This is a genomic window from Pseudomonas izuensis, from assembly GCF_009861505.1.
GTDB lineage: Bacteria > Pseudomonadota > Gammaproteobacteria > Pseudomonadales > Pseudomonadaceae > Aquipseudomonas > Aquipseudomonas izuensis.
The window spans coordinates 190,646-215,770 of sequence record NZ_WTFT01000026.1; the positions used below are offsets into that span (position 1 = coordinate 190,646).

Sequence of the window (25,125 nt, forward strand, 5' to 3'; positions counted from 1 at the left end):
GGCTCGCTCCTACAAGGTTTTGTGTCAATTTGTAGTCAGGCGTTCCAGACCGACGAACGGGCAGGCTTCGAGCATGTCGGCCAGCGTGCGGCCATCGGCCAGGTGCAGGTTGGCAGGCGCCAACTCCGCCAATGGATACAGCACGAAGGCGCGTTCCTGCATATGGTAGTGCGGGACTTTGAGGCGAGGTTCGTCGATCAGCCGGTCGCCGAACAGCAGGATGTCCAGGTCCAGCGTGCGTGGCCCCCAGCGTTCAAGCCGCTCGCGGCCTTGCTCGTTCTCGATGGCTTGCAGCGCATCGAGCAGGTCGAGCGGTGCCAGGGTGCTGTCGAGGGCAGCGACCGCATTGGTGTAGCGCGGTTGGCCTGGGAGCAGCGAGTCGCTTTGATAGAAGGCGGAAACCCCGACGAGTTCCGATTGCGGCAGCTGCGACAGCGCGGCGACGGCGCTGCGCAACTGTTCGGCTGGGGCGGCAAGATTGCTGCCCATGCCGATATAGATGCGTTCCATGGATTACTCGCCCGAGGTGCTCGAAACGCCCGCGGCGCGCTTGCGCTTGGAGCCGCCGCTGCGGCGACGTTTGCGCGGTGCACCGGTGCCTTCGTCCTTGCCGCTGAGGTCGCGGATCATGTCGCGACGCTCACTGTCGTTGGCGTCCTGATAGTCCGTCCACCATTCACCCAGGCCATCGGTCTGCTCGCCCGCGCTTTCACGCAGCAGCAGGAAGTCGTAACCGGCGCGGAAGCGCGGGTTGTCCAGCAACAGGTCGGCACGTTTGCCGCTGCGCCGTGGCAGGCGCTCCTGCATGTCCCAGATCTCGCGGATCGGCATGGTGAAGCGTTTTGGGATCGCGATGCGCTGGCACTGTTCGGCAATCAGCTCGTGAGCCGCTTCCTGCATTGCCGGAATCGGTGGCATGCCACGTTCTTGCAGGCGCAATACGCGAGCCGGCAGGGCAGGCCATAGCAGGGCGGCAAACAGGAACGCCGGGGTCACCGGTTTGTTCTGCTTGATCCGCAGGTCGGTGTTGATCAGCGCTTCGCTGATCAGCGTATGGGTATAGGTCGGGTTGTATTCCAGCGCCTCGGCACTGGCCGGGAACAGCGGATCGAACAATTGCAGGTCGACCAGCATTTCGAAGGTGTCCGCGGCATGGCCGGAGAGGAACAGCTTGAGTACTTCTTCGAACAGGCGGGCCGCCGGGATCTCGCGCAGCATCGGTGCCAGATCGCGGATCGGCAGGGCGCTGTGTTTTTCGATGCCGAAATTCAGCTTCGCCGCGAAACGCACGGCCCGCAGCATCCGTACCGGGTCTTCCTGATAGCGTTGCTTCGGATCACCGATCAGGCGGATCAGGTGGTTGCGGATGTCGTGTACACCGTTGGCGTAGTCGAGGATGCGCTCGCTGACCGGATCGTAATACAGGGCGTTGATGGTGAAATCGCGACGTTGCGCGTCTTCCTCCAGGGTGCCGTAGACGTTGTCGCGCAGGATGCGCCCGCTCTCGTTGCGGGAAGACTGGTTGCTGTCTTCTTCCTCATCGTTTTGCGGGTGATTGGCGCGGAAGGTCGCGACTTCGATGATTTCGCGGCCGAAGTGGATATGCACCAGTTTGAATCGGCGCCCGATAATCCGCGCGTTACGGAATTCGGCCCGTACCTGTTCGGGGGTGGCGCTGGTGGCAACGTCGAAATCTTTTGGTGTGATACCCAGCAGCATGTCGCGCACGCAACCACCCACCAGGTAAGCCTGATAACCGGCGCTCTGCAGGCGTTCAACGATATTCACCGCATAGCGGCTGAATTGTGCCTTTTGCAGCGAATGTTGGCCGCTGTTGAGCACTTCAGGCGTGCTGCGAATATGTTGCGTAGGACGCTTGGGAGAATGGAATGACTGGAACAGCTTCTTCAGCATGGGATGCACTGTTTGAAGGAATATTCGGCCATAACAGAAGAATGACCGCATGATGGGCGGGGATTCTAGCATTTAGTCGGGGGATGGTGTAGGAGACAGCAGATATGAGCTGTAGGAGCAGCCGGTCGACGCTCGATTGCTCGCGATGGTCGTGAACGATAACGCGTAAAACCAGATGCCCAGCATTGTCCATGCTTTTTTCGCGAGCAAGCTCGCTCCTACAGGAAGCAGGGCTGGAACGCAGAAACTACAAGGGGAGCCGAAGCTCCCCAAGAAGTAGTTGCATGCTCTATTTTTATTTTTGGTTTCGGGCTTCTTGTTTTTGTTGAGTGCCCTTGCCATGAAGCTTTCCTTCATGACCCTCCCAATCGGGAGCCAAGAGCAAACGGATTGCTTTGGTCGCTGTGTTGCAGTGATCTTGCGATCCAACCAGTACAGGCTCTGTCTAAAGACAGTTTTTTGTTGTTCTCGGCCTGGTCGTGGGGCAAGCCCCAAATACAACGCCTCTCCAAAAGAATCAGTTAGCTGCGCCTCTCGCCGTCTTGTTTTTATTGTGCGTGAGTCGATTCGTCTTATTTTTATTGTCTTGTGCATTGCTTGTTATTGTTCTTGTACCAAACATATAGCAGGGTGCGTGCCAACTTTTGCAAAGCCCAGTAAAACAAGGGGTTAGGTGTGCTGATAGGGTTTGTGCAGGCGAAAAAAAGCCGGGGTTTCGTTACCGTAAGCCCCGGCTTCTGTTACGTGAAAAATCTGAGGTAACAGTTTTTTTCACAATGTCACGTGTTACCCGCACATCAGACAGGTGCGGTTCAGCTCTCGCTGGCCACCCCGGTCTTGCGCCGTGGAATGCCCAGGCGTTGACGGCGTTCCCACAGGCATTTGCGGCTGACCCCGAGTTTGCGGGCCAGCTCGGTTTCGGTCATGTGGTCCTGATGCTCGAGCACGAAGTGCTGGAAGTAGTCTTCCAGGGACAGGTCTTCGGTCGGTTCGTGGTTGTTGTTGCCGGCGTTGTTGTTGCCCTGCTGTGGGGGCAGACCAATGAATTCGTCGTCTTCCAGATCGCCCAGCTCGATGTCGATACCCAGTAGCTCGGCAGAAATCTCCGGGCTCTCGCACAGGATCACGGCGCGTTCGACGGCATTTTCCAGCTCGCGAACGTTACCTGGCCATGAGTAATGGCGAATGGCTTGTTCCGCGTCCGGCGCGAACTTCAGGTCGGTGCGGTTGATTCGCGCGCTCTGCCGCGCGAGGAACGCATTGGCAATTTCGTTGACGTCGCTGCCGCGCTCGCGAAGGGCCGGCAGTTTCAGGGCGATCACGTGGAGGCGGTAATACAAGTCTTCCCGGAATTGGCCGATTTTCGCCAGGCTCTTGAGGTCGCGGTGAGTCGCAGCGATCAGGCGCACATCGACTTTTTGCGACTGGACCGAGCCAACCCGACGAATTTCACCTTCCTGCAGCACCCGCAGCAGTCGGGCCTGGGCTTCCAGGGGCAGTTCGCCGATTTCGTCGAGGAACAAGGTCCCACCATCCGCTGCTTCCACCAGGCCGGCACGCCCGGCGCTGGCACCCGTGAACGCGCCTTTTTCGTGGCCGAACAGTTCGGACTCGATCAGGCTTTCCGGGATGGCTGCGCAGTTCACCGAAATCATCGGTGCCTTGGCTCGCCTGGAAAGGTTGTGCAGGGCACGGGCCACCAGTTCTTTACCGGTACCGGATTCCCCCTGGATCAGGACATTGGAGTCGGTCGGCGCGACTTTGCGAATCTTGACGTACAGATCCTGCATCGGCGGGCACGAGCCGATGATGCCAATCTCGCCGTTGCTGTTGTCGATACCCGGTTTTGCCGCTCCATTGGCAACTTTGCCGGCAACCGGCTCACCGCTGGCTTGCACCGATTGGCGGTCGCGCAGGATTCGCGCGACAGCCTGGAGCATTTCGTCGTGGTCGAAAGGCTTGGCGATGTAATCCACCGCGCCCATCTTCATCGAGTCGACCGCAGAACGCAGGCTGGCGTAGCTGGTCATGATCAGCACCGGAGTGCCCTGGCCCAGTTTGATCAATTCGGTCCCCGGTGCACCCGGAAGGCGCAGGTCACTGACGATCAGGTCGAACGTGGGAATGGTGAAGCGTTCTTGTGCTTCCTGCACTGAACCGGCTTCGCTGACCTGGTACTGGTTACGTTCCAGCAGGCGGCGCAAGGCGGAGCGGATAATTGTTTCGTCTTCGACGATCAAAATGTGCGGCATTGATTCGATTCTCTCGACGGTCTCAGTTCACAGCGGACGTCGCTTCGACATGACGCGGTAATGTCACCCGGATACGGGTGCCGCGTTGGCTCTGAACATCAGCCGGGCTGTCGATGGTGATTTGTCCATAATGCTCTTCAACGATGGAATAGACCAGTGCAAGGCCCAGGCCGGTGCCTTCACCCGGGTCCTTGGTGGTGAAAAAGGGTTCGAACAATCGGTCCATGATGCTCGATGGGATCCCGCTGCCTTCGTCTTCCACGATCAAATCGACCGTGTGTTCGCCGGCTTCGCTCTTGACGCGTACTGCGCTGCCCGGAGGCGAGGCATCACGGGCGTTCGAGAGCAGGTTGATCAACACCTGGGCGAGCCGTTGCGGGTCGCCTTCGACCCAGTGTTCGGGGTCACACAGGTTGTAGAACTGCACTTCGAAATTGCGTCGGTTCAGGGCCAGAAGGCCGATGGCATCCTGGGCGACTTCCGCCAGACAGACGGGCTCGTCGCTGTGCTGGTGGCTGCCGGCATGGGCGAAGCTCATAAGCGACTGGACAATGCGCGACACGCGTTTGGTCTGTTCGAGAATCTGCCCGCTGATTTCCTTGAGTTCGCCGTCTTCTTCGCGCTCTTCGCGCAGGTTCTGCGCCAGACATGCAATGCCGGTGATCGGGTTGCCGATTTCATGGGCCACGCCGGCGGCGAGGCGACCGATGCTGGCCAGGCGCTCGGAGTGCACCAGTTTATCTTCGAGCATCTGGGTTTCGGTCAGGTCTTCCACCAGCAGCACCAGGCCACTGTTGCCCGGTGCGAGGGGCTCGTCGATTGCGGCCTTGTGCAGGTTCAGCCAGCGCGTCTGGCCATCGAGGGCCAGGTGCTGCTTGTGCAAATGCTCGTCCGGGACATTGATGAAACCTTGCAGCAGCTCCTTCCACGGGTCGGCAATGGTGCTCAGGCGCGAGCCGACCACCCGTTGCGCGGCGATACCGGTCAGTTCCTCCATGGCTTTGTTCCACATGAGGATTTCCTGATCCTTGGCCAGCGAACACACACCCATCGGCAATTCCTGCAGGGTCTGGCGGTGGTAGCGGCGCAAAGCATCGAGTTCGGCGGCCAGTCCGGTCAGGCGCGAATGGTAATCCTCGAGTCGGCTTTCGATGAAGTGGATGTCCTCGGTGACATAGTTTTCGCCGCCGGCCTTGTACGGCAGGAACGTTTCTACCATGTCCTGGGCCACGCTTGGGCCCATCAAGCCGGAGAGGTTGGCTTCGATGCGGTCACGCAAGCGGCGCAAGGCATAGGGGCGGCGCTCGTCGAATGGCAGATAGAGGTCGCGCAGGGCCTGCTCGACTTCTTTCTGTGCTGCCTTGGCGCCCAATGGTTTTGCAAGCTGCGTGGCGAATTCCTGGGGCGAGGCGGCGTGCAGTTCGCGGCGTTGCGGGCGACGCACATTGTCCACGGCGCAGGCCTCCGCTGCGCTGGCCTCTTCCGAACTGGCATTGGTGAAGAGCGAGATGAGGGTGAACATCAGTACGTTGGCGGCCAGCGAGGCGATTGCCGCCATGTGCCAGCTGGTGTCGTCCAGAACGTAGATCATGTTCAGCAGCGGGATGTAGAAGCCCTGCAGGTTGCCGACCAGCGGCAGCAACATGGTCACCAGCCACACCAGGATCCCGGCCAGCAGGCCGGCGATGAAGCCGCGACGGTTGGCGGTCGGCCAATACAGAACCGAGAGCACGCCCGGCAGGAACTGCAAGGTGGCAACAAACGCGACGATGCCGAGGTTGGCCAGGTCCTGTTCTGCGCCCAGCAACAGGTAGAAACCGTACCCGGCCATGATGATCGCGACAATCAGTGCCCGGCGTGTCCACTTTAGCCAGCGGTAGATATTGCCTTCTGCCGGAGGCTGATACAGCGGCAACACCAGGTGGTTCAGGGCCATCCCCGACAGCGCAAGCGTCGTGACGATGATCAGGCCACTGGCAGCGGACAATCCGCCGACATACGCCAGCAACGCCAACGCTTTGCTGTTGGCGGCGATGCCGATGCCGAGCGTGAAGTATTCAGGGTTGGTGGTGGCGCCGAGTTTCAGCCCGGCCCAGAGAATCAGCGGTACCGCCAGGCTCATCAGCAACAGGAACAGCGGCAAGCCCCAACTCGCGCTGACCAGCGAGCGCGGATTGAGGTTTTCGGTGAATGTCATGTGGTACATGTGCGGCATCACGATCGCCGAGGCGAAAAACACCAGCAGCAGTGTACGCCACGGGCCTTCCTGCAAGGGTGTGTGCAAGGCGGCGAGGGCAGTCTGATTTTGCAGCAGCCAAAGCTCAAGCTGTTGCGGGCCGTCGAACACGCCGTACAGCGCATACAGCCCGACACCGCCCAGCGCGATCAACTTGATCACCGATTCGAAGGCAATCGCGAACACCAGGCCTTCGTGCTTCTCGCGGGTGGCGATGTGCCGGGAACCGAAGAAAATCGTGAAGAGGGTAATCAGGGCGCAGAAGCTCAGGGCTACGCGATGTTGTACCGGTTCGCGGGTGAGGATGCCGATTGAATCGGCCACCGCCTGAATCTGCAGCGCCAGCAACGGCAGTACCCCGACCAGCATGAAGATCGTGGTCAGCGCGCCGGCCCAGGTACTGCGGAAGCGAAACGCGAACAGGTCCGCCAGGGACGACAGCTGATATGTACGGGTGATCTTGAGGATCGGGTACAGCAACACCGGCGCCAGCAGGAATGCCCCGGACACCCCGAGATAACTGGACAGGAAACCGTAACCGTACTGATAAGCCAGGCCCACGGTGCCATAAAACGCCCAGGCACTGGCATAGACCCCCAGCGACAGGGTGTAAGTGAGCGGGTGGCGAATGATCGCCCGGGGGATCATGCCCCGTTCACTGATCCAGGCCACGCCGAACAGCACCGCCAGGTAGGCGGCGCTGATCAGGATCATCTGGGTCAGGCTAAAGCTCATCGGCATCTTTTTGGCTCTGCAGGATGAAGGTCACGACGATCAGGATCAGCCAGAGCAGATAAGGGCGATACCAGGCGCCAGTGGCGTCGATCCACCAATCCATGATGGCCGGGGAAAACAGGTAAATCCCCACTACCAGGAGCAGGACCAAGCGATAGATGTACATCCCGGCCTCTCTTTTTTATGCGCGTGCCCGAAAACGTGCGGCGATGGTAACGGATGGGCGCGCCACTGCAAGCACGATCACTGTAGCTGCGCCTCGGGCAGGCTCAGTGTGCGCGGGATCAGGTTCGCGTCCCAGTGGTCGACACCCCATTTCAGCACTTCCTTCGGCGAGGCGTAAGCCAGCTCGGCACCGGGAGTTTGTCCCAGCGCGCGCAAGGCTCGCAGCAACAAAGGCGTTGCCTGATCTTCGGTCAATGGCGGTGAGCGATAGGACTTACCGAGTTTATGGCCATCGGGCTGAGTGATCAGCGGGATGTGCAGATAACGCGGTTGCCGCAGGCCGAGCAGCTCTTGCAGGTAGAGCTGGCGTGGCGTGGAGTCGAGCAGGTCGGCGCCGCGTACGATATCGGTGATGCCCTGCCAGGCATCATCCAGCACCACTGCCAGTTGGTAAGCGTAAAGCCCGTCACGGCGGCGAATCACGAAATCACCGACATCCCGGCCCAGGTGTTGATGGAACTCACCTTGAACGCGGTCAATGAAGTGGTAGTCCAGCTCAGGCACGCGGATCCGGATTGCGGCATCTTCGGTGCCATGCCCGGCGTTGCGGCACAGTCCCGGATAGATCCCGCGGTACGGTTCCAGTTGCTTGCGCGAACAGGTGCAAGCGTAGGCCAACCCATGATTGAACAGGCGATTGAGCACTTCGGCGTAGGCATCGTGCCGGTCGCTCTGGCGGACCATCTCGCCATCCCACTCGAAACCATAGCTCTCCAGTGCCTTGAGGATCGCCGCCTGTGCGCCGGGTTCTTCACGGGGCGGATCGAGATCTTCCATGCGCATCAACCAGCGACCACCCACAGAGCGCGCGTCGAGGTATGAAGCCAGCGCGGCGACCAGTGAGCCGAAATGCAGGTGGCCACTGGGCGTGGGGGCGAAGCGTCCGATGTAGGCGGGTGTGGAGAGGGTGGTCATAGCAAGACTTAAAGGGTGGCTAAGCATTCTGTAGGAGCTGGCTTGCTGGCGAAGGCGTCATTGAAATCGCCATCGCCGGCAAGCCGGCTCCTACAAATATCATGAAAAGTAGAAACAAAAACGGAGCGTTCGCACGCTCCGTTTTTCATTCAGGTCGACATTACTTGCCGACTTGTTTTTCCTTGATTTCCGCCAGGGTCTTGCAGTCGACGCACATGTCGGCGGTTGGGCGGGCTTCCAGGCGCTTGACGCCGATTTCGACGCCGCAGGATTCGCACCAGCCGTACTCTTCGTCTTCGATCAATTGCAGCGTTTTGTCGATCTTCTTGATCAACTTGCGCTCGCGATCGCGGGCTCGCAGTTCGAGGGCGAATTCTTCTTCCTGGCTGGCACGGTCTGCCGGATCAGGGAAGTTGGCCGCTTCGTCCTTCATGTGGTCCACGGTCTTGTCGACCCCTTCCATCAGCTCTTTTTTCCACTGATTCAGGACCTTGGTGAAGTGCGCGCGCATGGGCTTGCCCATGTACTCCTCGCCCGGAGCTTCTTTGTAGGGTTCGAAGCCGCTGATCGGCTGGACTGCCTGTTGCTTTGCTTGGGTGGACATGAAATAGACCGCCTCTACTCTTGTAATCCATCTGCGCAGGATTGCTCCATCACCGGCACCCGCCGGCCCTGCGGCTGCAAGCGGGCGAACTTACCAGATCAAATCAGAGCGCGCTACTCCCGGATGTCGAGGCCGCGGCCAGCGGTGCTTGCAAAGGATGGCAAAGCGCCGTCCGGTGGCTATGGAGCCCTGATCAATTATTGATTTTAGTCAAACCTTGGGCACTCGCTCGAGTCGTTTTGGGTCTGGGTCATACGGCTCTGACCGCTTTAGTTTCTCGCTCGTTCCTGCGCTTGGGTAGAATCGATTCTTTTCTTCGTTGAAGGAAGGCCAATGGCTCAGTCCTACAGTGCTCGCAGTCGCGCGATCGAACCCTTTCATGTCATGGCATTGCTGGCGCGGGCCAATGAATTACAGGCCGCCGGTCACGATGTGATTCACCTGGAGATCGGCGAGCCGGACTTTACCACTGCCGAGCCGATCATACGCGCCGGCCAGGCCGCACTGGCGTCAGGGAAGACCCGTTACACCGCCGCGCGCGGAATTCCAGAGTTGCGTGAGGCCATATCGGGCTTTTATCAGCAGCGTTATGGCTTGAACATCGATCCGCGGCGCATTCTCATCACGCCTGGCGGTTCCGGTGCACTGTTGCTGGCCAGTGCCTTGCTGGTGGATCCGGGCAAGCATTGGCTGCTGGCGGACCCGGGATACCCGTGCAACCGGCATTTCCTGCGCCTGGTGGAGGGCGCCGCGCAGCTTGTTCCCGTAGGTCCGGAGGTGCGCTATCAACTGACGCCGGATCTGATCGAACGGCATTGGGATCACGACAGCGTGGGCGCGCTGGTGGCATCCCCGGCCAACCCTACGGGGACGATCCTTACGCGCGACGAACTGGCGGGGCTGTCCACTGCCATCAAGCAGCGCCACGGACATCTGGTGGTGGACGAGATCTACCACGGCCTGACCTATGGCACCGAAGCCGCCAGCGTGCTGGAAGTCGACGACAGTGCCTTTGTGCTTAACAGCTTTTCGAAGTATTTCGGAATGACCGGTTGGCGACTGGGCTGGCTGGTGGCACCCGATGCGGCTGTCGGTGAGTTGGAGAAACTTGCCCAGAACCTCTACATCAGCGCCCCAAGCATGGCCCAGCACGCGGCCTTGGCCTGTTTCGAGCCAGCGACCATCAGCATTCTGGAAGAGCGCCGCGCCGAATTCGGTCGACGTCGGGATTACCTTTTGCCGGCCCTGCGGGAACTGGGCTTCGGAATTGCCGTTGAGCCGGAAGGCGCGTTCTACTTGTACGCTGATATCAGCAAGTTCGGCGGCGATGCCTTCTCGTTTTGCCGGCATTTCCTCGAAACCGAGCATGTGGCATTTACGCCGGGACTCGACTTCGGGCGTTACCAGGCAGGGCACCACGTGCGTTTTGCGTACACGCAAAATCTGGAGCGTTTGCAGGAATCGGTGGAACGTATCGCTCGCGGCCTGCGAAGCTGGCAAGGCTGATGCGTTTTCATCCTCCCCTCGAAGAAGGTCGCCTGATTCGCCGTTACAAGCGTTTTCTCGCCGATATCGAAACCGTGGGTGGCGAATTGCTGACCATCCACTGTCCGAACACCGGCTCGATGCTCAATTGTCAGGTCGAAGGCGGGCAGGTCTGGTTCAGCCGCTCCAATGACCCCAAGCGCAAATTGCCCGGCACCTGGGAAATCGGTGAGACCCCGCACGGCCGCCATTTTTGCGTGAACACCGGTCGGGCCAATGCATTGATCGAGGAAGCGCTGCAAGCCGGGGTTATTACCGAGCTGAACGGCTTTACCGGACTCAAGCGCGAAGTGGCCTACGGTCAGGAGAAGAGTCGGATCGATTTTCGTCTCGAATACCCCGGCGGGCCGGCCTATGTGGAAGTCAAAAGTGTCACTCTGGGTTTCGACGGCATCGCGGTGGCGGCGTTTCCCGATGCGGTGACCCAGCGCGGGGCCAAGCACCTGCGCGAGTTGGCCCATCTGGCCCGGGACGGGATTCGTGCAGTGCAGTTGTACTGCGTGAACCTGACGGGCATCGAAGCCGTGCGCCCGGCCGAAGAAATCGATTCGGCCTACGCAGATGCCTTGCGTGAAGCCGTGGCATGCGGGGTCGAAGTGCTGGCCTATGGCGTGCGCCTGACCCATGAGGAGATGGTGGTGGATCGGCGTCTGGAAGTATTGCTCGGCGGTTAAAGGCTGACCCAGATTCCCTGTGCATCTTCGCGGCAGTCGACACGCGTCAGCGATTGTCCCGCGCAGGGGCCGGCGACACATTCGCCGTCCTCGATCAAAAACAGGGCGCCGTGGGTTGCGCACTGGATCAGGCTGTTGCTGGGGTCCAGAAACTGGTCAGGGGTCCATTCCAGGCCAACGCCGCGGTGCGGGCAGCGATTGATGTAGACGTAAACCTTGCTGTCCCGACGCACGGCAAATAGCTTTTGCCCGTCGAGCTCGAACCCGCGGCTGCTGGCGTCGGCCAACTCAATGCCTGTACACAGAAGTTTCATGCCTTTCCTCAGGTCGTGCAGTCTTGCCCGGCGGGTGCAGGTGCCGGGGTGCACAGGATACTTGGGTTTCTACATATCACGGGCAAAAAAAGACCCGGCAAAAGCCGGGTCAAATAACCGTGATTAGCCTGATGAGGAGATAATCTGAGAGTCCGAACCAAGGGCTATTCAGAATATCGACCAGTCTCGCGACCAGTTGTGATAATCATATCGATTCTCATTACCAAGTCAACAGGTGATTTCCCATTTGCGTTCTTTGTGTCGTACGTGCTGGTTAAGTCCTTGTAACTATTGAATATTGATCTGTCGTTTTTAGTGAGCGCCATTGCATTTCTTCCCTGATCAGGATGGCAAACGGCGCTCGTTCAAATCTTGTGACGTGACGAAATGGCTTCCAGCTGTTTATTCAGGGCTTCTTTACGTTCGGCGGGAATGTCGTTCCAGTGCACGTCCATCAGGGCGCCTTCGATTGCATACAACAACACCTTGGACGCCCGGAAACCGCGCGTGCGCACGGCCCGATAAGCGTCCACCGCCCCCAGGCGACGCAAGTCCGAAGCGCTGTGGATGCCCACTGCATGCAGCCACTGCGCCGACGTCTTGCCAAGATTCTTAAGGTGCTGCAGTTCATCATTCATCAAGCCTCCTTGCGATGGCCGAATGGTGCGTGGGCAAGCTTCTCAGGAGTGTAGCCATCAGTTGAAAAAGCGTGTTTGTTTGATCGTTTTTGACGCAAATGCTTCTAAAGGGCGGGCGCTTGCGGGGGCGTGAACATTGGCGAATGGAAGGGGAAGAGAGTCAAATCTGCCCCGAGTCCCGTGCGAAGCGGGGGCACCGGACTTGTCAATTTACGCGGATGGTCAGCGGGTGCGATAACGCAGTCGAGTGCCGAAATTCATCGACATCAAAATCTCGTCAGCACTCAGCTCCGCCGGAAAATATGCGCCGGAAATTTGCGCATGGGCCAGGCTCGCGCCTTCAAGCGAAGCGTTGCGAAAGTCGATGCCGCGCAGATCGGCGGAGCGGAAGTAGGCATCGGTAAAGTCGATGCCGTCGGCGTTCAACTCGCGCAAATCCAGGCCACGGAAGTCTCCGCCAACCATGTCGATAGGGCCGTCTTTCGGACGTTCATTGTTGAAACCCGTGATGTCATCTTTGTGCAGCAAGGCATACAGCGGGGTGTCGAGAAGTTTCGGCTGGCTCATGTCGCATCACCTGTTGGTTTTATGACGCCAGTATAGTGCCACTACTTGGCAGCCGTGAAGCCGGCGAAGACCCCACGGCTGAAATAGTTTTTTACAGACCAGGCAGGCGTTGGCGAATTTGTGCCACGACTGTATCGAGCGTTCCGCTTTCATTGGTCTGGACGCGTTTGCTGCGCAGGATTTCTGCCGGTGTCAGGGCTTCGCGACTGGCTTGCTGCGCTTCGATGACTGCCAGGGTTGCGTCGGATGGATCTGTCTTGTCTGCCTGGCGCAGGGCCAGCCAACTCTCGATCACGGCTTGCGGCGCATGGCAGTCGAGGATCAGGAAGGGCGTACCCGAGGCTTCGGCAATGTTCGCCGCGCTGTCGCGCTGATCGTGCTTGAGGTAAGTGGCATCGATCACCACCGGGAAGCCCGCGTGAAGGATAACGGCAGCAATTTCATGCAGGCGGTTATAGGTCGCGGTGCTGGCGTCGGCACTATAAATGCCGGCCTGCAGGTCATTTGCCACCTTTTGTTCGCCGAACAGGCGTTTGCGTTCAACATCGGAGCGCAGGCGAATCGCGCCCAAGGCTTCTACCAGGCGCATCGCCACGTGGCTTTTGCCGACAGCGGAAACACCGTGGGTAATGGCCATGAAGCGCGAAGGAATGGTGCTGTAGCTTTCTGCCAGGTTGGCGTAGGTACGGTACTGGCGCAGGGTGGTTGCGCGCTGTACCGGGGTGGCGTCGGCCGGCATGCTGAACAGGCTGACCTTGGCGCGAACCAGTGCGCGGTAGGCTTTATAGAAGTTGAGCAGCTCCAGGCCCTGGTAATCGCCGGTCAACTCCAGGTACTGGCTGATGAACCGGCGGGCCAGGCACTTCAGGCCGCGGTCTTCCAGGTCCATTGCCAGGAAACCGGCATCGGCATACACATCGGTGAAACGGAACGGTTCGTTGAATTCGATGCAGTCGAAAATCACGACGTTGCCATCGATCACCGTGGCGTTACCCAAATGAATGTCACCATGGCATTCGCGGATGAAGCCCTCGGCCTTGCGCTGGGTGAACACCGGTTTGAGGCGCTCGAAGCTGCTCTCGGCCCAGGCTTGCAGGGCGTCGAGTTGCAGCAGGTCAGCCTTGTCGCTGAGGAACGGGCGAATCTGTTCGAAGTTCTGCCGCACCGGCGCCATGACACTGTCCGGGGTGCCGGCGTCGTGTTCGGCCGGGACTTTCGGTGCGCTGAGGTGGAACCGGGCGATTTGTGCCGCCATCGCGTCGATGTGCGAGGGGGTCAGTTCACCATTGGCCTGCAGGGTGCTGAGCAAACCGTTTTGCGGGAACTGGCGCATTTTCAGCACATATTCGATAGCCGGACCTTCGCCGCCCAGTTGCGGTGCTTCGGCGCTGCCAGTGACTGGCAACACTTCAAGATACAAATCGTCTGTCAGGCGTTGGTTCAAGCGCAGCTCTTCGCCGCAGAAATGCTTACGAGCCTCAAGGCTGGTGAAATCGAGAAAACCGAAGTTGACCGGCTTCTTCACTTTATAAGCATAGGGGCCAGTGAGTAGTACCCAGGAAATATGGGTCTCGATGACCTGGAACCCGTCTACCGGATGCGGATAGAGGGCCGGGTTTTGCAAAGCGGCGATCAGGGACTGGCTCACAGGGGTGGTCCTTCAGAGACTGGAAAAATTCAGGTCGTCATTATGGCGGCTGGCCAGCCTAACGCAAACTCGGAGGCCTCCTGTTGAGTATGAATAAAGTGCGTATAATCCGCCGCCATGACTCGTACTCGAACCCCCCGTACCCCTAAAAAACCACCTTCCCGAGGCCTGCGGCCCTGGCTGGGCTGGGCCCTTAAACTCAGTCTGGTCGGCCTTGTGGTGCTGGCCGGATTCGCGGTTTACCTCGATGCTATCGTGCAGGAGAAGTTTTCCGGCAAGCGCTGGACGATTCCGGCCAAGGTATACGCGCGTCCGCTTGAGCTGTTCGTCGGACAAAAGCTGAGCCGGGACGATTTTCTGACCGAGCTTGATGCTTTGGGTTACCGACGCGAAAGCGTCAGCAATGGCCCGGGTGCGGCGGCGGTCAATGGCAATACCGTCGACTTGAATACCCGTGGCTTCCAGTTCTATGAGGGCATGGAGAATGCTCAACCGGTGCGTGTGCGTTTCTCTGGTGACTATGTCGCCGAACTCTCGGCGACGAACGGTTCGAAGCTCTCCGTGGTTCGCCTGGAACCGCTTTTGATCGGTGGGATTTACCCGAAGAACCTCGAAGACCGCATTCTGATTAAAATCGATCAGGTCCCGCCGTATCTGCTGGAAACGCTGGTCGCCGTGGAAGACCGGGATTTCTATAGCCACTGGGGCGTGTCGCCCAAATCGATTGTACGAGCCATCTACGTCAACACCTCTGGCGGCAAGATGACCCAGGGCGGCAGTACGCTGACGCAACAACTGGTCAAGAACTTCTACCTGACCAGCGAACGCAGCCTGAGCCGCAAGCTCACCGAAGCCATGATGGCGATGTTGCTTGAGCTCCATTACGACAAACGAGACATTCTTGAGGCTTACCTCAATGAAGTGTTCGTCGGCCAGGATGGTCAGCGGGCGGTGCATGGTTTCGGTCTGGCCAGTCAGTTCTTCTTCGGGCAGCCATTGTCCGAACTGAAGCTGCATCAAGTCGCGATGCTGGTGGGCATGGTCAAGGGCCCGTCTTACTACAACCCGCGTCGCAATCCTGAGCGGGCACTCGAACGGCGCAATCTGGTGCTCGATGTGCTTGAGCAACAAGGTGTCGCCACCGCCGAGCAGGTCGCCGCCGCGAAGAAAATGCCGTTGGGCGTGACAACGCGAGGCAAGCTGGCTGATAGCTCATTCCCTGGCTTCCTCGATCTGGTCAAGCGTCAATTGCGCGAAGACTATCGCGATGAAGACTTGACCGAAGAAGGCCTGCGCATCTTCACCAGCTTCGATCCGATCCTGCAGATGAAGGCTGAAGCGTCGGTCAACGACACCTTTAAACGCCTGTCCGGGCGCAAGGGTTCCGATGATGTTGAAGCGGCGATGGTCGTGACCAACCCGGAAACCGGTGAAGTCCAGGCCATGATTGGCAGTCGCCAGGCCAGTTTCGCCGGCTTCAACCGTGCACTGGACGCGGTGCGACCGATCGGCTCGCTGATCAAGCCGGCGGTTTATCTGACAGCGCTCGAGAAGCCGAGCCAGTACACATTGACCAGTTGGCTGTCAGACGAATCCTTCTCGGTCAAAGGTGCGGACGGTCAGGTCTGGAAACCGCAGAACTATGATCGGCGTTCCCACGGCACGGTTTTCCTTTATCAAGGCCTGGCGCACTCCTATAACCTGTCGACCGCACGTCTCGGTCTGGCGGTCGGTGTGCCGAATGTACTCAAGACTCTGGGACGCCTGGGTGTGAGTCGTGAATTTCCAGCCTTCCCGTCGATGTTGCTGGGGGCGGGTGGTATGACCCCGATTGAAGTGGCGACCATGTATCAAACCCTTGCCAACGGTGGTTTCAATACGCCGATGCGCGGGATTCGCAGCGTACTGACCGCCGAAGGTGAGCCGCTCAAGCGTTATCCGTTCCAGATTCAGCAGCGTTTCGACCCGGCTTCCATCTACTTGATCCAGAGCGCCATGCAACGAGTCATGCGTGAAGGCACGGGCAGTTCGGTTTACAACGTGTTGCCGAAAACCCTGACGCTGGCGGGCAAGACCGGTACCAGTAACGATTCGCGGGACAGCTGGTTCGCCGGTTTCAGTCAGGATCTGCTGGCGGTGGTCTGGTTGGGCCGGGATGACAACGGCAAGACACCATTCACCGGTGCCACCGGTGCATTGCAGGTCTGGACCAGTTTCATGCGCAAGGCCGACCCGTTGCCGCTGGACATGCCTCAGCCGGATAATATCGTTCAGGCCTGGGTTGATTCCCGGACCGGGCAAGGCTCCGATGCCAACTGCCCAGGCGCCGTGCAGATGCCGTATATTCGCGGCAGCGAACCGCCTCCCGGTGCTGCTTGTGGTGGCGAAAGCCCCACGCCTGGCGAAACGGTGATGGATTGGGTCAAGGGCTGGATGAATTAAGCGAAGAGGGTTTCAAGTGAACAAGTGGTTGATTCCAGCGGTTGCCGTCGTGGCTTTGCTCAGCGGTTGCTCCTCCGTGCAGCGTGGCTCGATTCCGGTTGAGGACTCCGGTACCAACGTCTCCAACAGTGAGCGAGTCTCGACGAATGGCGGTTTCCGTCAATCGACAGTCAAGCGTCCTGCACAAGCCCGGGTTCAGGAAATTCCGCAAGGTGATACCGGCGTGGTCGTGATGGTGCCAGGTGGTGGCGCGACGACGTCGACACCGATCAGCACTACACCGATTACCCCAGGTCCGATTACGCCGGGCCCGATTGATACTTCGCCGGTGCAATCTGCACCCATCAATCAGGGCACCTACAGCATGCCGTCGACGCCGAGCGGAATTCCTTCTGCCAGCTCTGGTGGTTTGTCTGCCGATGAGCAACTGGACGGTCCGGTACTGGCGCTGTTGACGACTGCTCAACAGCAGCAGGCCGGCGGTGACCTCAATGGTGCTTCTTCAAGTCTCGAGCGCGCCCAGCGTGTCGCCCCGCGTGAGCCGCAGGTGCTTTATCGTTTGGCGCAGGTGCGCATGGCTCAAGGTGATGCTGCGCAGGCTGAACAGTTCGCCCGTCGTGGTCTGACCTTCGCCAGTGGCCGTCCGGCGCTACAGGCCAACCTGTGGGAGCTGATTGCCCAGGCGCGTGAGAAACAAGGTGATTCCGCTGGCGCGGCATTGGCTCGCCAGAAGGCAAAGGTTTCGTCGTGATGGATGTACGTTTTCCAAAGATTGCCGAGCAGTTGCTGCTGATCGAACGTGAATTGCGGGTGCAAGGGTGGTGGGATGATGTCCCGCCATCCGCTGAGGCGCTTTCCAGCGTTGAGCCGTTTTCGGTCGATACGCTGGACTTCGAGCAGTGGTTGCAATGGATCTTTCTGCCGCGCATGAAAATGATTTTGGAGCAAAATTTACCCTTGCCGAACGCCTCGGGGATTCAGGAGATGGCCGAAATGGTCTTTGCTTCCCGTAATGTTCAGGGCAAGGATCGACAGCTGCAGGTGCTGCTCAAGGAGTTCGATCAACTGATCACCGCAGCCCGCTGACCCCCCCGATCCTTTGTAGGAGCTGCCTCGTTTCACTCGACAGCTCCTACAAATGGTTACTGGCAGTTCTCCGCTATCTGTTTTTGCGTTTCGCCTATGCGCTCTTGCCGTTGAGTGTCGTCCAGGCGACGCAGTTCTCCATCCACCTCCTCCCTGAGCCGCGGATTGTTTTGCAACTGCGCCAGGTTCGTACGTGCCTGCTCACAAAATACTTTCAATTCTGCTCGCTGATCGGCGACTTGCTTTTTGACGTTTCTATCGATGGTCTGTTGATCGCCAATCGTACCGCTGCTCTTGGGGATGGTCGGATTGGAGGTGGGCGGGGAGGGCGTCACGACAACAGTGGCGTGCTGGCCCGAAGGCGGTTGCGCATCGTAATGAGTGACGCCCTGGGTATCGACCCACTTATAAATCTGGGCGGCCATGCTAAATGGGCTCAGGCCAATCAGCAGGCCGGCGGTCAGGAAAAACGCTCGCATGTGATTTCCTTGTCTCGGGTTGCGCAATTGAAGCTAACACACTTGAGGTTTCACGGTTTTTTCTTGCTTTCTCATGTGCTTAGTTCAATAAAGCACATAGACGACTTGACTTGCAGGGGACGAAACAGAAGAATCCAAAGTCCGCTGTAGAGGGACTGCCAGAAGCAGACCCACTCAGCAGATCATGAGGCGCACATCCGCGCCGACCTGTTACACCCGCAACGCGTTACCTCGCGCTGGGTGGGAAAGGCCCGCAACACTTGGGACGATCCCAATACTTGCTCAGTCAGTGCTGACGTAGTCGGCGACCACCGTCGCTCATGCTCTGCTGAGAAGTAAACCTATTAAGACCCGTCCCATTTTTCGTGGGCGGTATTCTGGCGTTTTAGAGGTGAGCAACGTGGAGCTTTTATCTGGCGGTGAGATGCTCGTCCGCTTTTTGCGTGACGAAGGCGTCAAATATATCTACGGGTACCCGGGTGGTGCTCTTCTTCATGTCTACGATGCCCTGTTCAAAGAACCGGAAGTGACCCACATCCTGGTTCGTCACGAGCAGGCTGCTACCCATATGGCTGACGGTTACGCCCGTGCCACCGGCAAGGCTGGTGTGGTACTGGTGACTTCCGGCCCGGGGGCAACCAATGCCATCACCGGTATCGCCACGGCCTATATGGACTCCATTCCGATGGTGGTCATTTCCGGCCAGGTGCCGAGCACCATGGTAGGCACCGACGCATTCCAGGAAACCGACATGATCGGTATCTCCCGGCCGATCGTGAAACACAGCTTCATGATCAAGCACGCGTCGGAAATCCCGGAGGTCATGAAGAAAGCCTTCTACCTGGCGCAATCCGGTCGTCCTGGTCCGGTCGTTGTCGATATCCCGAAAGACATGACCAACCCGGCCGAGAAGTTCGAATACGTCTTCCCGAAAAAAGCCAAGTTGCGCTCCTACAGCCCGGCCGTTCGCGGTCACTCCGGGCAAATCCGCAAAGCGGCGGAGATGCTTCTGGCGGCCAAGCGTCCTGTGCTGTACTCCGGCGGCGGCGTGATTCTCGGCAACGGTTCCGCACCGCTGACCGAGCTGGCGAAAATGCTCAACCTGCCAGTGACCAACACCCTGATGGGGCTGGGTGGTTATCCTGGTACCGACCGTCAGTTCATCGGCATGCTCGGCATGCACGGCAGCTACACCGCCAACCTGGCGATGCATCATGCTGACGTGATCCTGGCCGTTGGTGCGCGTTTCGACGACCGCGTAATCAATGGCGCATCGAAGTTCTGCCCGAACGCCAAGATCATTCATATCGACATCGATCCTGCCTCGATTTCCAAGACCATCAAGGCCGACGTGCCTATCGTGGGTCCGGTGGAGAGCGTCCTGACCGAAATGGTCGCGATCCTCAAGGAAATCGGTGAGGCTCCTAATAAGGATGCCGTGGCCAGTTGGTGGAAACAGGTGGATGAGTGGCGCGGTGACCGTGGTCTGTTCCCTTACGACAAGGGCGATGGCAGTGTCATCAAGCCGCAGGCCGTGGTCGAAACCCTGTGTGAAGTGACCAAGGGTGATGCCTTTGTCGCCTCCGACGTGGGCCAGCACCAGATGTTCGCGGCGCAGTACTACAAGTTCAATAAGCCTAACCGCTGGATCAACTCCGGTGGCCTGGGCACCATGGGTTTCGGTTTCCCGGCGGCCATGGGCATCAAGTTGAGCTTTCCGGATGATGATGTCGTCTGCGTGACGGGCGAGGGCAGTATCCAGATGAACATTCAGGAGCTGTCGACCTGCCTGCAATACGGTTTGCCGGTAAAAATCGTCATCCTGAACAATGGTGTGCTGGGCATGGTTCGCCAGTGGCAAGACATGAGTTACGGCAGTCGTCACTCGCACTCTTACATGGAGTCGCTGCCTGACTTCGTCAAGTTGGCAGAGGCCTACGGTCACGTTGGCGTACGCATTACCGACTCGAAAGACTTGAAGTCGAAGATGGAAGAAGCGTTCGCCATGAAAGATCGCCTGGTGGTCATCGATATTGCGGTCGACACCAGCGAGCACGTCTACCCGATGCAGATCAAAGACGGCTCCATGCGCGATATGTGGCTGAGCAAGACGGAGCGTACTTAATCATGCGGCACATTATTTCCTTGCTTCTGGAAAACGAACCTGGCGCCTTGTCTCGCGTAGTCGGCCTGTTCTCGCAGCGTAACTACAACATTGAAAGCCTGACTGTGGCACCAACCGAAGACCCGACTCTGTCGCGTCTGACGCTGACCACTGTTGGCCACGATGAAGTCATCGAGCAGATCACCAAGAACCTGAACAAACTGATCGAAGTGGTCAAATTGGTCGACTTGTCGGAAAGTGCTCACATCGAGCGCGAACTGATGCTGGTCAAGGTCAAGGCCACCGGCGCCCAGCGCGCCGAGATCAAACGCACCACCGATATTTACCGTGGACAGATCGTCGATGTCAGCGCCAGCGTGTATACCGTTCAATTGACCGGTACCAGCGACAAGCTCGACAGCTTCATCCAGTCCATCGGCACCGCCTCGATTCTGGAGACCGTCCGCAGTGGCGTCACCGGGATTGCCCGCGGCGACAAAGTACTCAGCATCTAAACCAAATTAGCGAATGGCCTGAACGGCCTGGATATATAGGGGAAATTCATGAAAGTTTTCTACGATAAAGACTGCGACCTGTCGATCATCCAGGGCAAGAAAGTTGCCATCATCGGTTACGGTTCCCAGGGTCACGCTCAAGCGTGCAACTTGAAAGACTCCGGCGTTGACGTTACCGTTGGCCTGCGTAAGGGGTCGGCTACCGTTGCCAAGGCTGAAGCCCACGGCCTGAAAGTGACCGACGTTGCTTCCGCTGTTGCAGCTGCCGACCTGGTCATGATCTTGACCCCGGACGAGTTCCAGTCCTCCCTGTACAAGAACGAAATCGAGCCGAACATCAAGAAAGGCGCCACCCTGGCCTTCTCCCACGGCTTCGCGATCCACTACAACCAGGTTGTTCCGCGCGCCGACCTCGACGTGATCATGATCGCGCCGAAGGCTCCAGGTCACACCGTACGTTCCGAGTTCGTGAAGGGTGGCGGTATCCCTGACCTGATCGCTATCTACCAGGACGCCTCGGGCAACGCCAAGAACGTCGCTCTGTCGTACGCTGCCGGTGTTGGTGGCGGTCGTACCGGCATCATCGAAACCACTTTCAAGGACGAGACCGAAACCGACCTGTTCGGCGAACAAGCCGTTCTGTGCGGTGGTACCGTTGAACTGGTCAAAGCCGGTTTCGAAACCCTGGTTGAAGCTGGCTACGCGCCGGAAATGGCCTACTTCGAGTGCCTGCACGAACTGAAGCTGATCGTTGACCTCATGTACGAAGGCGGTATCGCCAACATGAACTACTCGATCTCCAACAACGCCGAATACGGTGAGTACGTGACTGGTCCGGAAGTGATCAACGCCGAATCCCGTCAGGCCATGCGCAACGCCCTGAAACGTATTCAGGACGGCGAATACGCCAAGATGTTCATCAGCGAAGGCGCTACCGGTTATCCTTCGATGACTGCCAAGCGTCGTAACAACGCCGCTCACGGTATCGAAATCATCGGCGAGCAACTGCGCTCCATGATGCCGTGGATCGGTGCCAACAAGATCGTCGACAAAGCCAAAAACTAAGTCTGGCACTTGTACGAAAAACGCGGCCTAGGCCGCGTTTTTTCGTTTGGCCGGCCGGTTCTGGTATAAAGCTGCATCCTTTGCGACGCGAACCGTTGTCGCAGATGTCTGTCGAAACTTTCCACCCCGTTGCAAGGTATTGTCCATGAGCGAACGTCCCGAAGAGCCAAACCAGGCCTCTGACGCCGAAAGCCTGCTGCCCATCGATGAGCATGTCGAAGAGGGGCATGACGCTGAAGGCCGTAAAGTCCGGCATCGTGGTATCTATCTTCTGCCGAATCTATTCACCACTGCGAACCTGTTCGCAGGGTTTTACTCCATCATCAACTCGATGAGCGCCCAGGCAGCCTTGAGCGCCGGCGACTCGATCAATGCGAGCAAGTACTTTGCGTTTGCCGCCATCGCGATTTTCGTTGCGATGGTACTCGACGGCCTCGATGGTCGGGTTGCACGCATGACCAATACCCAGAGCGCCTTTGGTGCCGAGTACGACTCGCTGTCGGACATGGTTGCCTTTGGTGTTGCGCCGGCATTGCTGGCCTTCGGTTGGGCCTTGGGTGACATGGGTAAGGTCGGCTGGATGGTTGCCTTCATTTATGTTGCGGGTGCGGCGCTGCGTCTCGCGCGTTTCAACACTCAAGTCGGCACGGCGGACAAGCGCTACTTCATTGGCCTTGCCAGTCCGGCGGCGGCGGGTGTTGTTGCGGGCATTGTCTGGGCCTTCAGTGATTACGGCATCCAGGGCTCCAAGATGTCTTTCCTGGTGGCGCTAATGGTTGCGGCTGCGGGCATGCTGATGGTCAGCAACATCAAGTACAACAGCTTCAAGGAGCTGGATCTGAAAGGACGCGTGCCATTCGTTGCGATTCTCGCCGTAGTATTGGTGTTTGCTGTGGTGTTCAGTGATCCACCGCGCATTTTGCTGCTGGTTTTCCTCGCCTACGCAGCATCCGGCCCCGTGCAGTACTTGTTACATCTTCGTCGGCGCAAAAGCGTCGAGTGATGTAATTTCCCTCATACTCCGCAGTCTGTTGGTGCATCTGTTCTCCAATGCTGCGGAGTGGTCATGCTGATCAAAATTCCCAAAGCGTCCGACTGCCATGAGTCGGATGTCACGCCTGAATCCATCTACCTTTCTCGACGCAATGTTTTGGGTGCTGCCGTTACCGGCCTGGCCTTGAGCAGTCTGCCACGGTGGGCGGGTGCCGGTGATGCGGCGCGGTATGCAGACGTCGAGCCTGGCAAGGCGCCTTCATGGTTCAGCGAAAAGCTTGCGTCCATCAAGTGGGGGGCGGTTAACGTCAGGGATGAGGCGATAACGCCATTCAAGGATGCAACCCACTACAACAACTTCTATGAGTTCGGCACGGACAAAGGTGATCCGGCTGCCAATGCCGGTACATTAAAGACTGAGCCGTGGACGGTGGTGGTGGATGGTGAGGTGGCCAAGCCGGGGCGCTATGCACTGGAAGACTTCATGAAGCCTTATCAATTGGAAGAGCGCATTTACCGCCTCCGTTGCGTGGAAGCCTGGTCGATGGTCATTCCATGGATAGGTTTTCCCATTTCGGCGTTGCTCAACCGGGTGGAACCCACATCAAAAGCCAAATTCATTCGTTTCGAAACCCTTGAAGACCCCAAGAGCATGCCGGGGCAGCGCTCGGGGTTTGCCTTGATCGATTGGCCATATGTGGAAGGGTTGCGACTGGATGAAGCGATGAACCCTTTGGCGATTCTGGCGGTGGGGATGTACGGGCGCGAGTTGCCGAATCAGAACGGTGCACCGCTGCGTTTGGTCGTGCCGTGGAAATACGGCTTCAAAAGTATCAAGTCTATTGTGCGAATCAGTCTGGTGAGTGAGCAGCCGAAAACGACCTGGCAGAGCATCGCCTCGGATGAATATGGCTTCTATGCGAATGTGAACCCTACGGTCGATCATCCGCGGTGGACTCAGGCTCGTGAGCGGCGCTTGCCGAGTGGCCTGTTCAAGCCGAATGTACGTGACACGCAGATGTTCAATGGCTACGCGGATGAAGTCGCTTCTCTATATACAGGGCTCGATCTGCGGAAGAATTATTGATGCGATATCAGTTCTGGCGTGTGGGTGTTTTCATCGCTGCAGCGATTTGGCCGCTGCTTTGGTTGTATCAAGCCTGGGAGGACGTGCTGGGGCCTGATCCAGGCAAGGTGTTGGTTGATCGGTTGGGATTGGGGGCGCTTGTTCTGTTGCTTATTACGTTAAGCATGACGCCGCTGCAGAGACTCACCGGCTGGGCGGGCTGGATTGCCGTTCGCCGGCAACTGGGTCTGTGGTGCTTCGCGTATGTGGTCCTGCATTTGAGCGCCTATCTGGCGTTCATTCTCGGATTTGACTGGTCGCAGCTGGGCGTCGAGTTGCGCAAGCGTCCCTACATCATTGTTGGAGCTTTGGGGGTTGTGTGTCTGCTGGCTTTGGCTGGAACTTCCAATCGCTATAGCCAGCGGCGCTTGGGCTCGCGCTGGAAGATGTTGCATCGCCTGGCATACGTGGTGCTCGGACTTGGATTGCTGCATATGCTCTGGATCGTGCGCGCAGATCTTAAAGAGTGGTCGATCTACGCGGCCATAAGTTCGTTGCTGTTAGTGTTGCGCCTGCCACCGGTAACTCGGCGAATCCCCCGTTTAGTGGCTAAAAAGGCCTCTTCTGCCAAAAAGGCGTAATTAATGGTTGACGGCAGATTCTGGAAGCCTATAATTCGCCCCACTTCCGGCGCAGTCGAAACGGAAAACTCCTTGGTAAACAATGAGTTACGCAGTTTTCGACAGTGAGTTGCTTCAGGTCATCGAAGTCGAAAGGGAGTTGAAAAAGAGGTGTTGACAGCAGCGAGTAACGCTGTAGAATTCGCCTCCCGCTGACGAGAGATCGACAGCGCAAGTGGTTGAAGTTGTTAAGGATTCCTTGAAAGCTTCTGAAACAAATCACTTGACAGCAAATGAGGCTGCTGTAGAATGCGCGCCTCGGTTGAGACGAAAGTGCTTAACCAACCGCTCTTTAACAACTGAATCAAGCAATTCGTGTGGGTGCTTGTGGTATCAGACTGCTAGTCAACAGATTATCAGCATCACAAGTTACTCCGCGAGAAATCAAAGATGTAACCAACGATTGCTGAGCCAAGTTTAGGGTTTTC

At 58.2% G+C, this 25,125-nt stretch carries 23 protein-coding genes; 11 read left to right on the plus strand and 12 right to left on the minus strand.

All coding sequences use genetic code 11. The features are described 5' to 3' along the window. Positions 1-24 precede the first annotated feature (24 nt). The 7 genes from folK to dksA all read right to left on the minus strand — a co-directional run bounded on the left by folK (position 25) and on the right by dksA (position 8,881). Complete coding sequence (gene folK, locus GPL81_RS21870) at positions 25-510, minus strand: 2-amino-4-hydroxy-6-hydroxymethyldihydropteridine diphosphokinase (protein WP_160108405.1); 486 nt, start codon at positions 508-510, stop codon at positions 25-27. 3 nt (positions 511-513) lie between these two features. Then, positions 514-1,914, minus strand: a complete 1,401-nt coding sequence (locus GPL81_RS21875; protein WP_178122618.1) for a polynucleotide adenylyltransferase PcnB — start codon at positions 1,912-1,914, stop codon at positions 514-516. Positions 1,915-2,726: 812 nt separating this feature from the next. Further along, a complete protein-coding gene (locus GPL81_RS21880) occupies positions 2,727-4,166 on the minus strand; it encodes a sigma-54-dependent transcriptional regulator (protein WP_160108407.1) in 1,440 nt (479 codons plus the stop codon). A gap of 22 nt (positions 4,167-4,188) precedes the next feature. After that, positions 4,189-7,143: a sensor histidine kinase gene (locus GPL81_RS21885; RefSeq protein ID WP_172901649.1), complete on the minus strand. Its 2,955-nt coding sequence runs from the start codon at positions 7,141-7,143 to the stop codon at positions 4,189-4,191. Continuing rightward, entirely contained in the window at positions 7,127-7,303 is a 177-nt protein-coding gene (locus GPL81_RS21890) for a hypothetical protein (protein ID WP_003176118.1), read from the minus strand. Before GPL81_RS21890 ends, GPL81_RS21885 begins: the two co-directional genes overlap by 17 nt. A 77-nt stretch (positions 7,304-7,380) precedes the next feature. Next, positions 7,381-8,277, minus strand: a complete 897-nt coding sequence (gene gluQRS, locus GPL81_RS21895) for a tRNA glutamyl-Q(34) synthetase GluQRS (RefSeq protein WP_160108408.1) — start codon at positions 8,275-8,277, stop codon at positions 7,381-7,383. A gap of 160 nt (positions 8,278-8,437) precedes the next feature. Further along, a complete protein-coding gene (gene dksA / locus GPL81_RS21900; RefSeq protein ID WP_093230212.1) occupies positions 8,438-8,881 on the minus strand; it encodes an RNA polymerase-binding protein DksA in 444 nt (147 codons plus the stop codon). A 333-nt stretch (positions 8,882-9,214) separates the two neighbouring features. On the opposite strand from dksA, the gene GPL81_RS21905 reads away from it, so the two are divergent. Together GPL81_RS21905 and sfsA are read left to right on the plus strand one after the other, a co-directional pair. Continuing rightward, a complete protein-coding gene (locus tag GPL81_RS21905; protein WP_160108409.1) occupies positions 9,215-10,387 on the plus strand; it encodes a pyridoxal phosphate-dependent aminotransferase in 1,173 nt (390 codons plus the stop codon). Continuing rightward, positions 10,387-11,100, plus strand: coding sequence for a DNA/RNA nuclease SfsA (sfsA, locus tag GPL81_RS21910; protein WP_160108410.1), 714 nt, complete (start codon positions 10,387-10,389; stop codon positions 11,098-11,100). Before GPL81_RS21905 ends, sfsA begins: the two co-directional genes overlap by 1 nt. Here the strand turns inward: sfsA and GPL81_RS21915 are convergent. From GPL81_RS21915 to GPL81_RS21930, 4 genes are all read right to left on the minus strand, one after another. Continuing rightward, positions 11,097-11,414 carry a Rieske (2Fe-2S) protein gene (locus tag GPL81_RS21915; protein ID WP_096515173.1) on the minus strand — a complete coding sequence of 106 codons (318 nt, stop codon included), beginning with the start codon at positions 11,412-11,414 and terminating at the stop codon, positions 11,097-11,099. The two genes, sfsA and GPL81_RS21915, sit on opposite strands and share 4 nt — an antisense overlap. A gap of 365 nt (positions 11,415-11,779) precedes the next feature. Next, a complete protein-coding gene (locus tag GPL81_RS21920; RefSeq protein ID WP_096515175.1) occupies positions 11,780-12,052 on the minus strand; it encodes a TfoX/Sxy family protein in 273 nt (90 codons plus the stop codon). Positions 12,053-12,274: 222 nt separating this feature from the next. After that, on the minus strand, positions 12,275-12,619 hold the full coding sequence (locus tag GPL81_RS21925; RefSeq protein WP_096515177.1) for a pentapeptide repeat-containing protein: 345 nt from the start codon (positions 12,617-12,619) through the stop codon (positions 12,275-12,277). A gap of 91 nt (positions 12,620-12,710) precedes the next feature. Next, positions 12,711-14,267, minus strand: coding sequence for a bifunctional aminoglycoside phosphotransferase/ATP-binding protein (locus tag GPL81_RS21930; RefSeq protein ID WP_160108411.1), 1,557 nt, complete (start codon positions 14,265-14,267; stop codon positions 12,711-12,713). 117 nt (positions 14,268-14,384) lie between these two features. Here GPL81_RS21930 and mrcB point away from each other — a divergent pair, with 117 nt between their 5' ends. The 3 genes from mrcB to GPL81_RS21945 are packed head-to-tail and all read left to right on the plus strand — an operon-like array spanning position 14,385 to position 17,795. After that, positions 14,385-16,709 (plus strand): penicillin-binding protein 1B, encoded by a 2,325-nt coding sequence (gene mrcB, locus GPL81_RS21935; protein WP_160108412.1) that lies wholly within the window; start codon positions 14,385-14,387, stop codon positions 16,707-16,709. A 16-nt stretch (positions 16,710-16,725) separates the two neighbouring features. Next, on the plus strand, positions 16,726-17,460 hold the full coding sequence (locus GPL81_RS21940) for a hypothetical protein (RefSeq protein WP_160108413.1): 735 nt from the start codon (positions 16,726-16,728) through the stop codon (positions 17,458-17,460). Then, entirely contained in the window at positions 17,460-17,795 is a 336-nt protein-coding gene (locus tag GPL81_RS21945) for a YqcC family protein (RefSeq protein ID WP_160108414.1), read from the plus strand. Before GPL81_RS21940 ends, GPL81_RS21945 begins: the two co-directional genes overlap by 1 nt. A gap of 56 nt (positions 17,796-17,851) precedes the next feature. Here the strand turns inward: GPL81_RS21945 and GPL81_RS21950 are convergent, their stop codons facing one another. After that, positions 17,852-18,274, minus strand: a complete 423-nt coding sequence (locus tag GPL81_RS21950) for a DUF4124 domain-containing protein (RefSeq protein ID WP_160108415.1) — start codon at positions 18,272-18,274, stop codon at positions 17,852-17,854. Positions 18,275-18,674: 400 nt separating this feature from the next. On the opposite strand from GPL81_RS21950, the gene GPL81_RS21955 reads away from it, so the two are divergent. From GPL81_RS21955 to msrQ, 6 genes are all read left to right on the plus strand, one after another. Continuing rightward, positions 18,675-20,399 carry an acetolactate synthase 3 large subunit gene (locus GPL81_RS21955; RefSeq protein WP_160108416.1) on the plus strand — a complete coding sequence of 575 codons (1,725 nt, stop codon included), beginning with the start codon at positions 18,675-18,677 and terminating at the stop codon, positions 20,397-20,399. Between the two features lie 2 nt (positions 20,400-20,401). After that, positions 20,402-20,893: an acetolactate synthase small subunit gene (gene ilvN, locus GPL81_RS21960; protein WP_003176102.1), complete on the plus strand. Its 492-nt coding sequence runs from the start codon at positions 20,402-20,404 to the stop codon at positions 20,891-20,893. Between the two features lie 48 nt (positions 20,894-20,941). Then, on the plus strand, positions 20,942-21,958 hold the full coding sequence (gene ilvC / locus GPL81_RS21965; RefSeq protein WP_003228216.1) for a ketol-acid reductoisomerase: 1,017 nt from the start codon (positions 20,942-20,944) through the stop codon (positions 21,956-21,958). Positions 21,959-22,103: 145 nt separating this feature from the next. After that, a complete protein-coding gene (gene pssA, locus GPL81_RS21970; RefSeq protein ID WP_096515186.1) occupies positions 22,104-22,961 on the plus strand; it encodes a CDP-diacylglycerol--serine O-phosphatidyltransferase in 858 nt (285 codons plus the stop codon). 63 nt (positions 22,962-23,024) lie between these two features. Continuing rightward, complete coding sequence (gene msrP / locus GPL81_RS21975) at positions 23,025-24,038, plus strand: protein-methionine-sulfoxide reductase catalytic subunit MsrP (RefSeq protein WP_160108417.1); 1,014 nt, start codon at positions 23,025-23,027, stop codon at positions 24,036-24,038. Then, positions 24,038-24,658 (plus strand): protein-methionine-sulfoxide reductase heme-binding subunit MsrQ, encoded by a 621-nt coding sequence (gene msrQ / locus GPL81_RS21980; RefSeq protein WP_160108418.1) that lies wholly within the window; start codon positions 24,038-24,040, stop codon positions 24,656-24,658. Before msrP ends, msrQ begins: the two co-directional genes overlap by 1 nt. Positions 24,659-25,125: the final 467 nt, after the last annotated feature.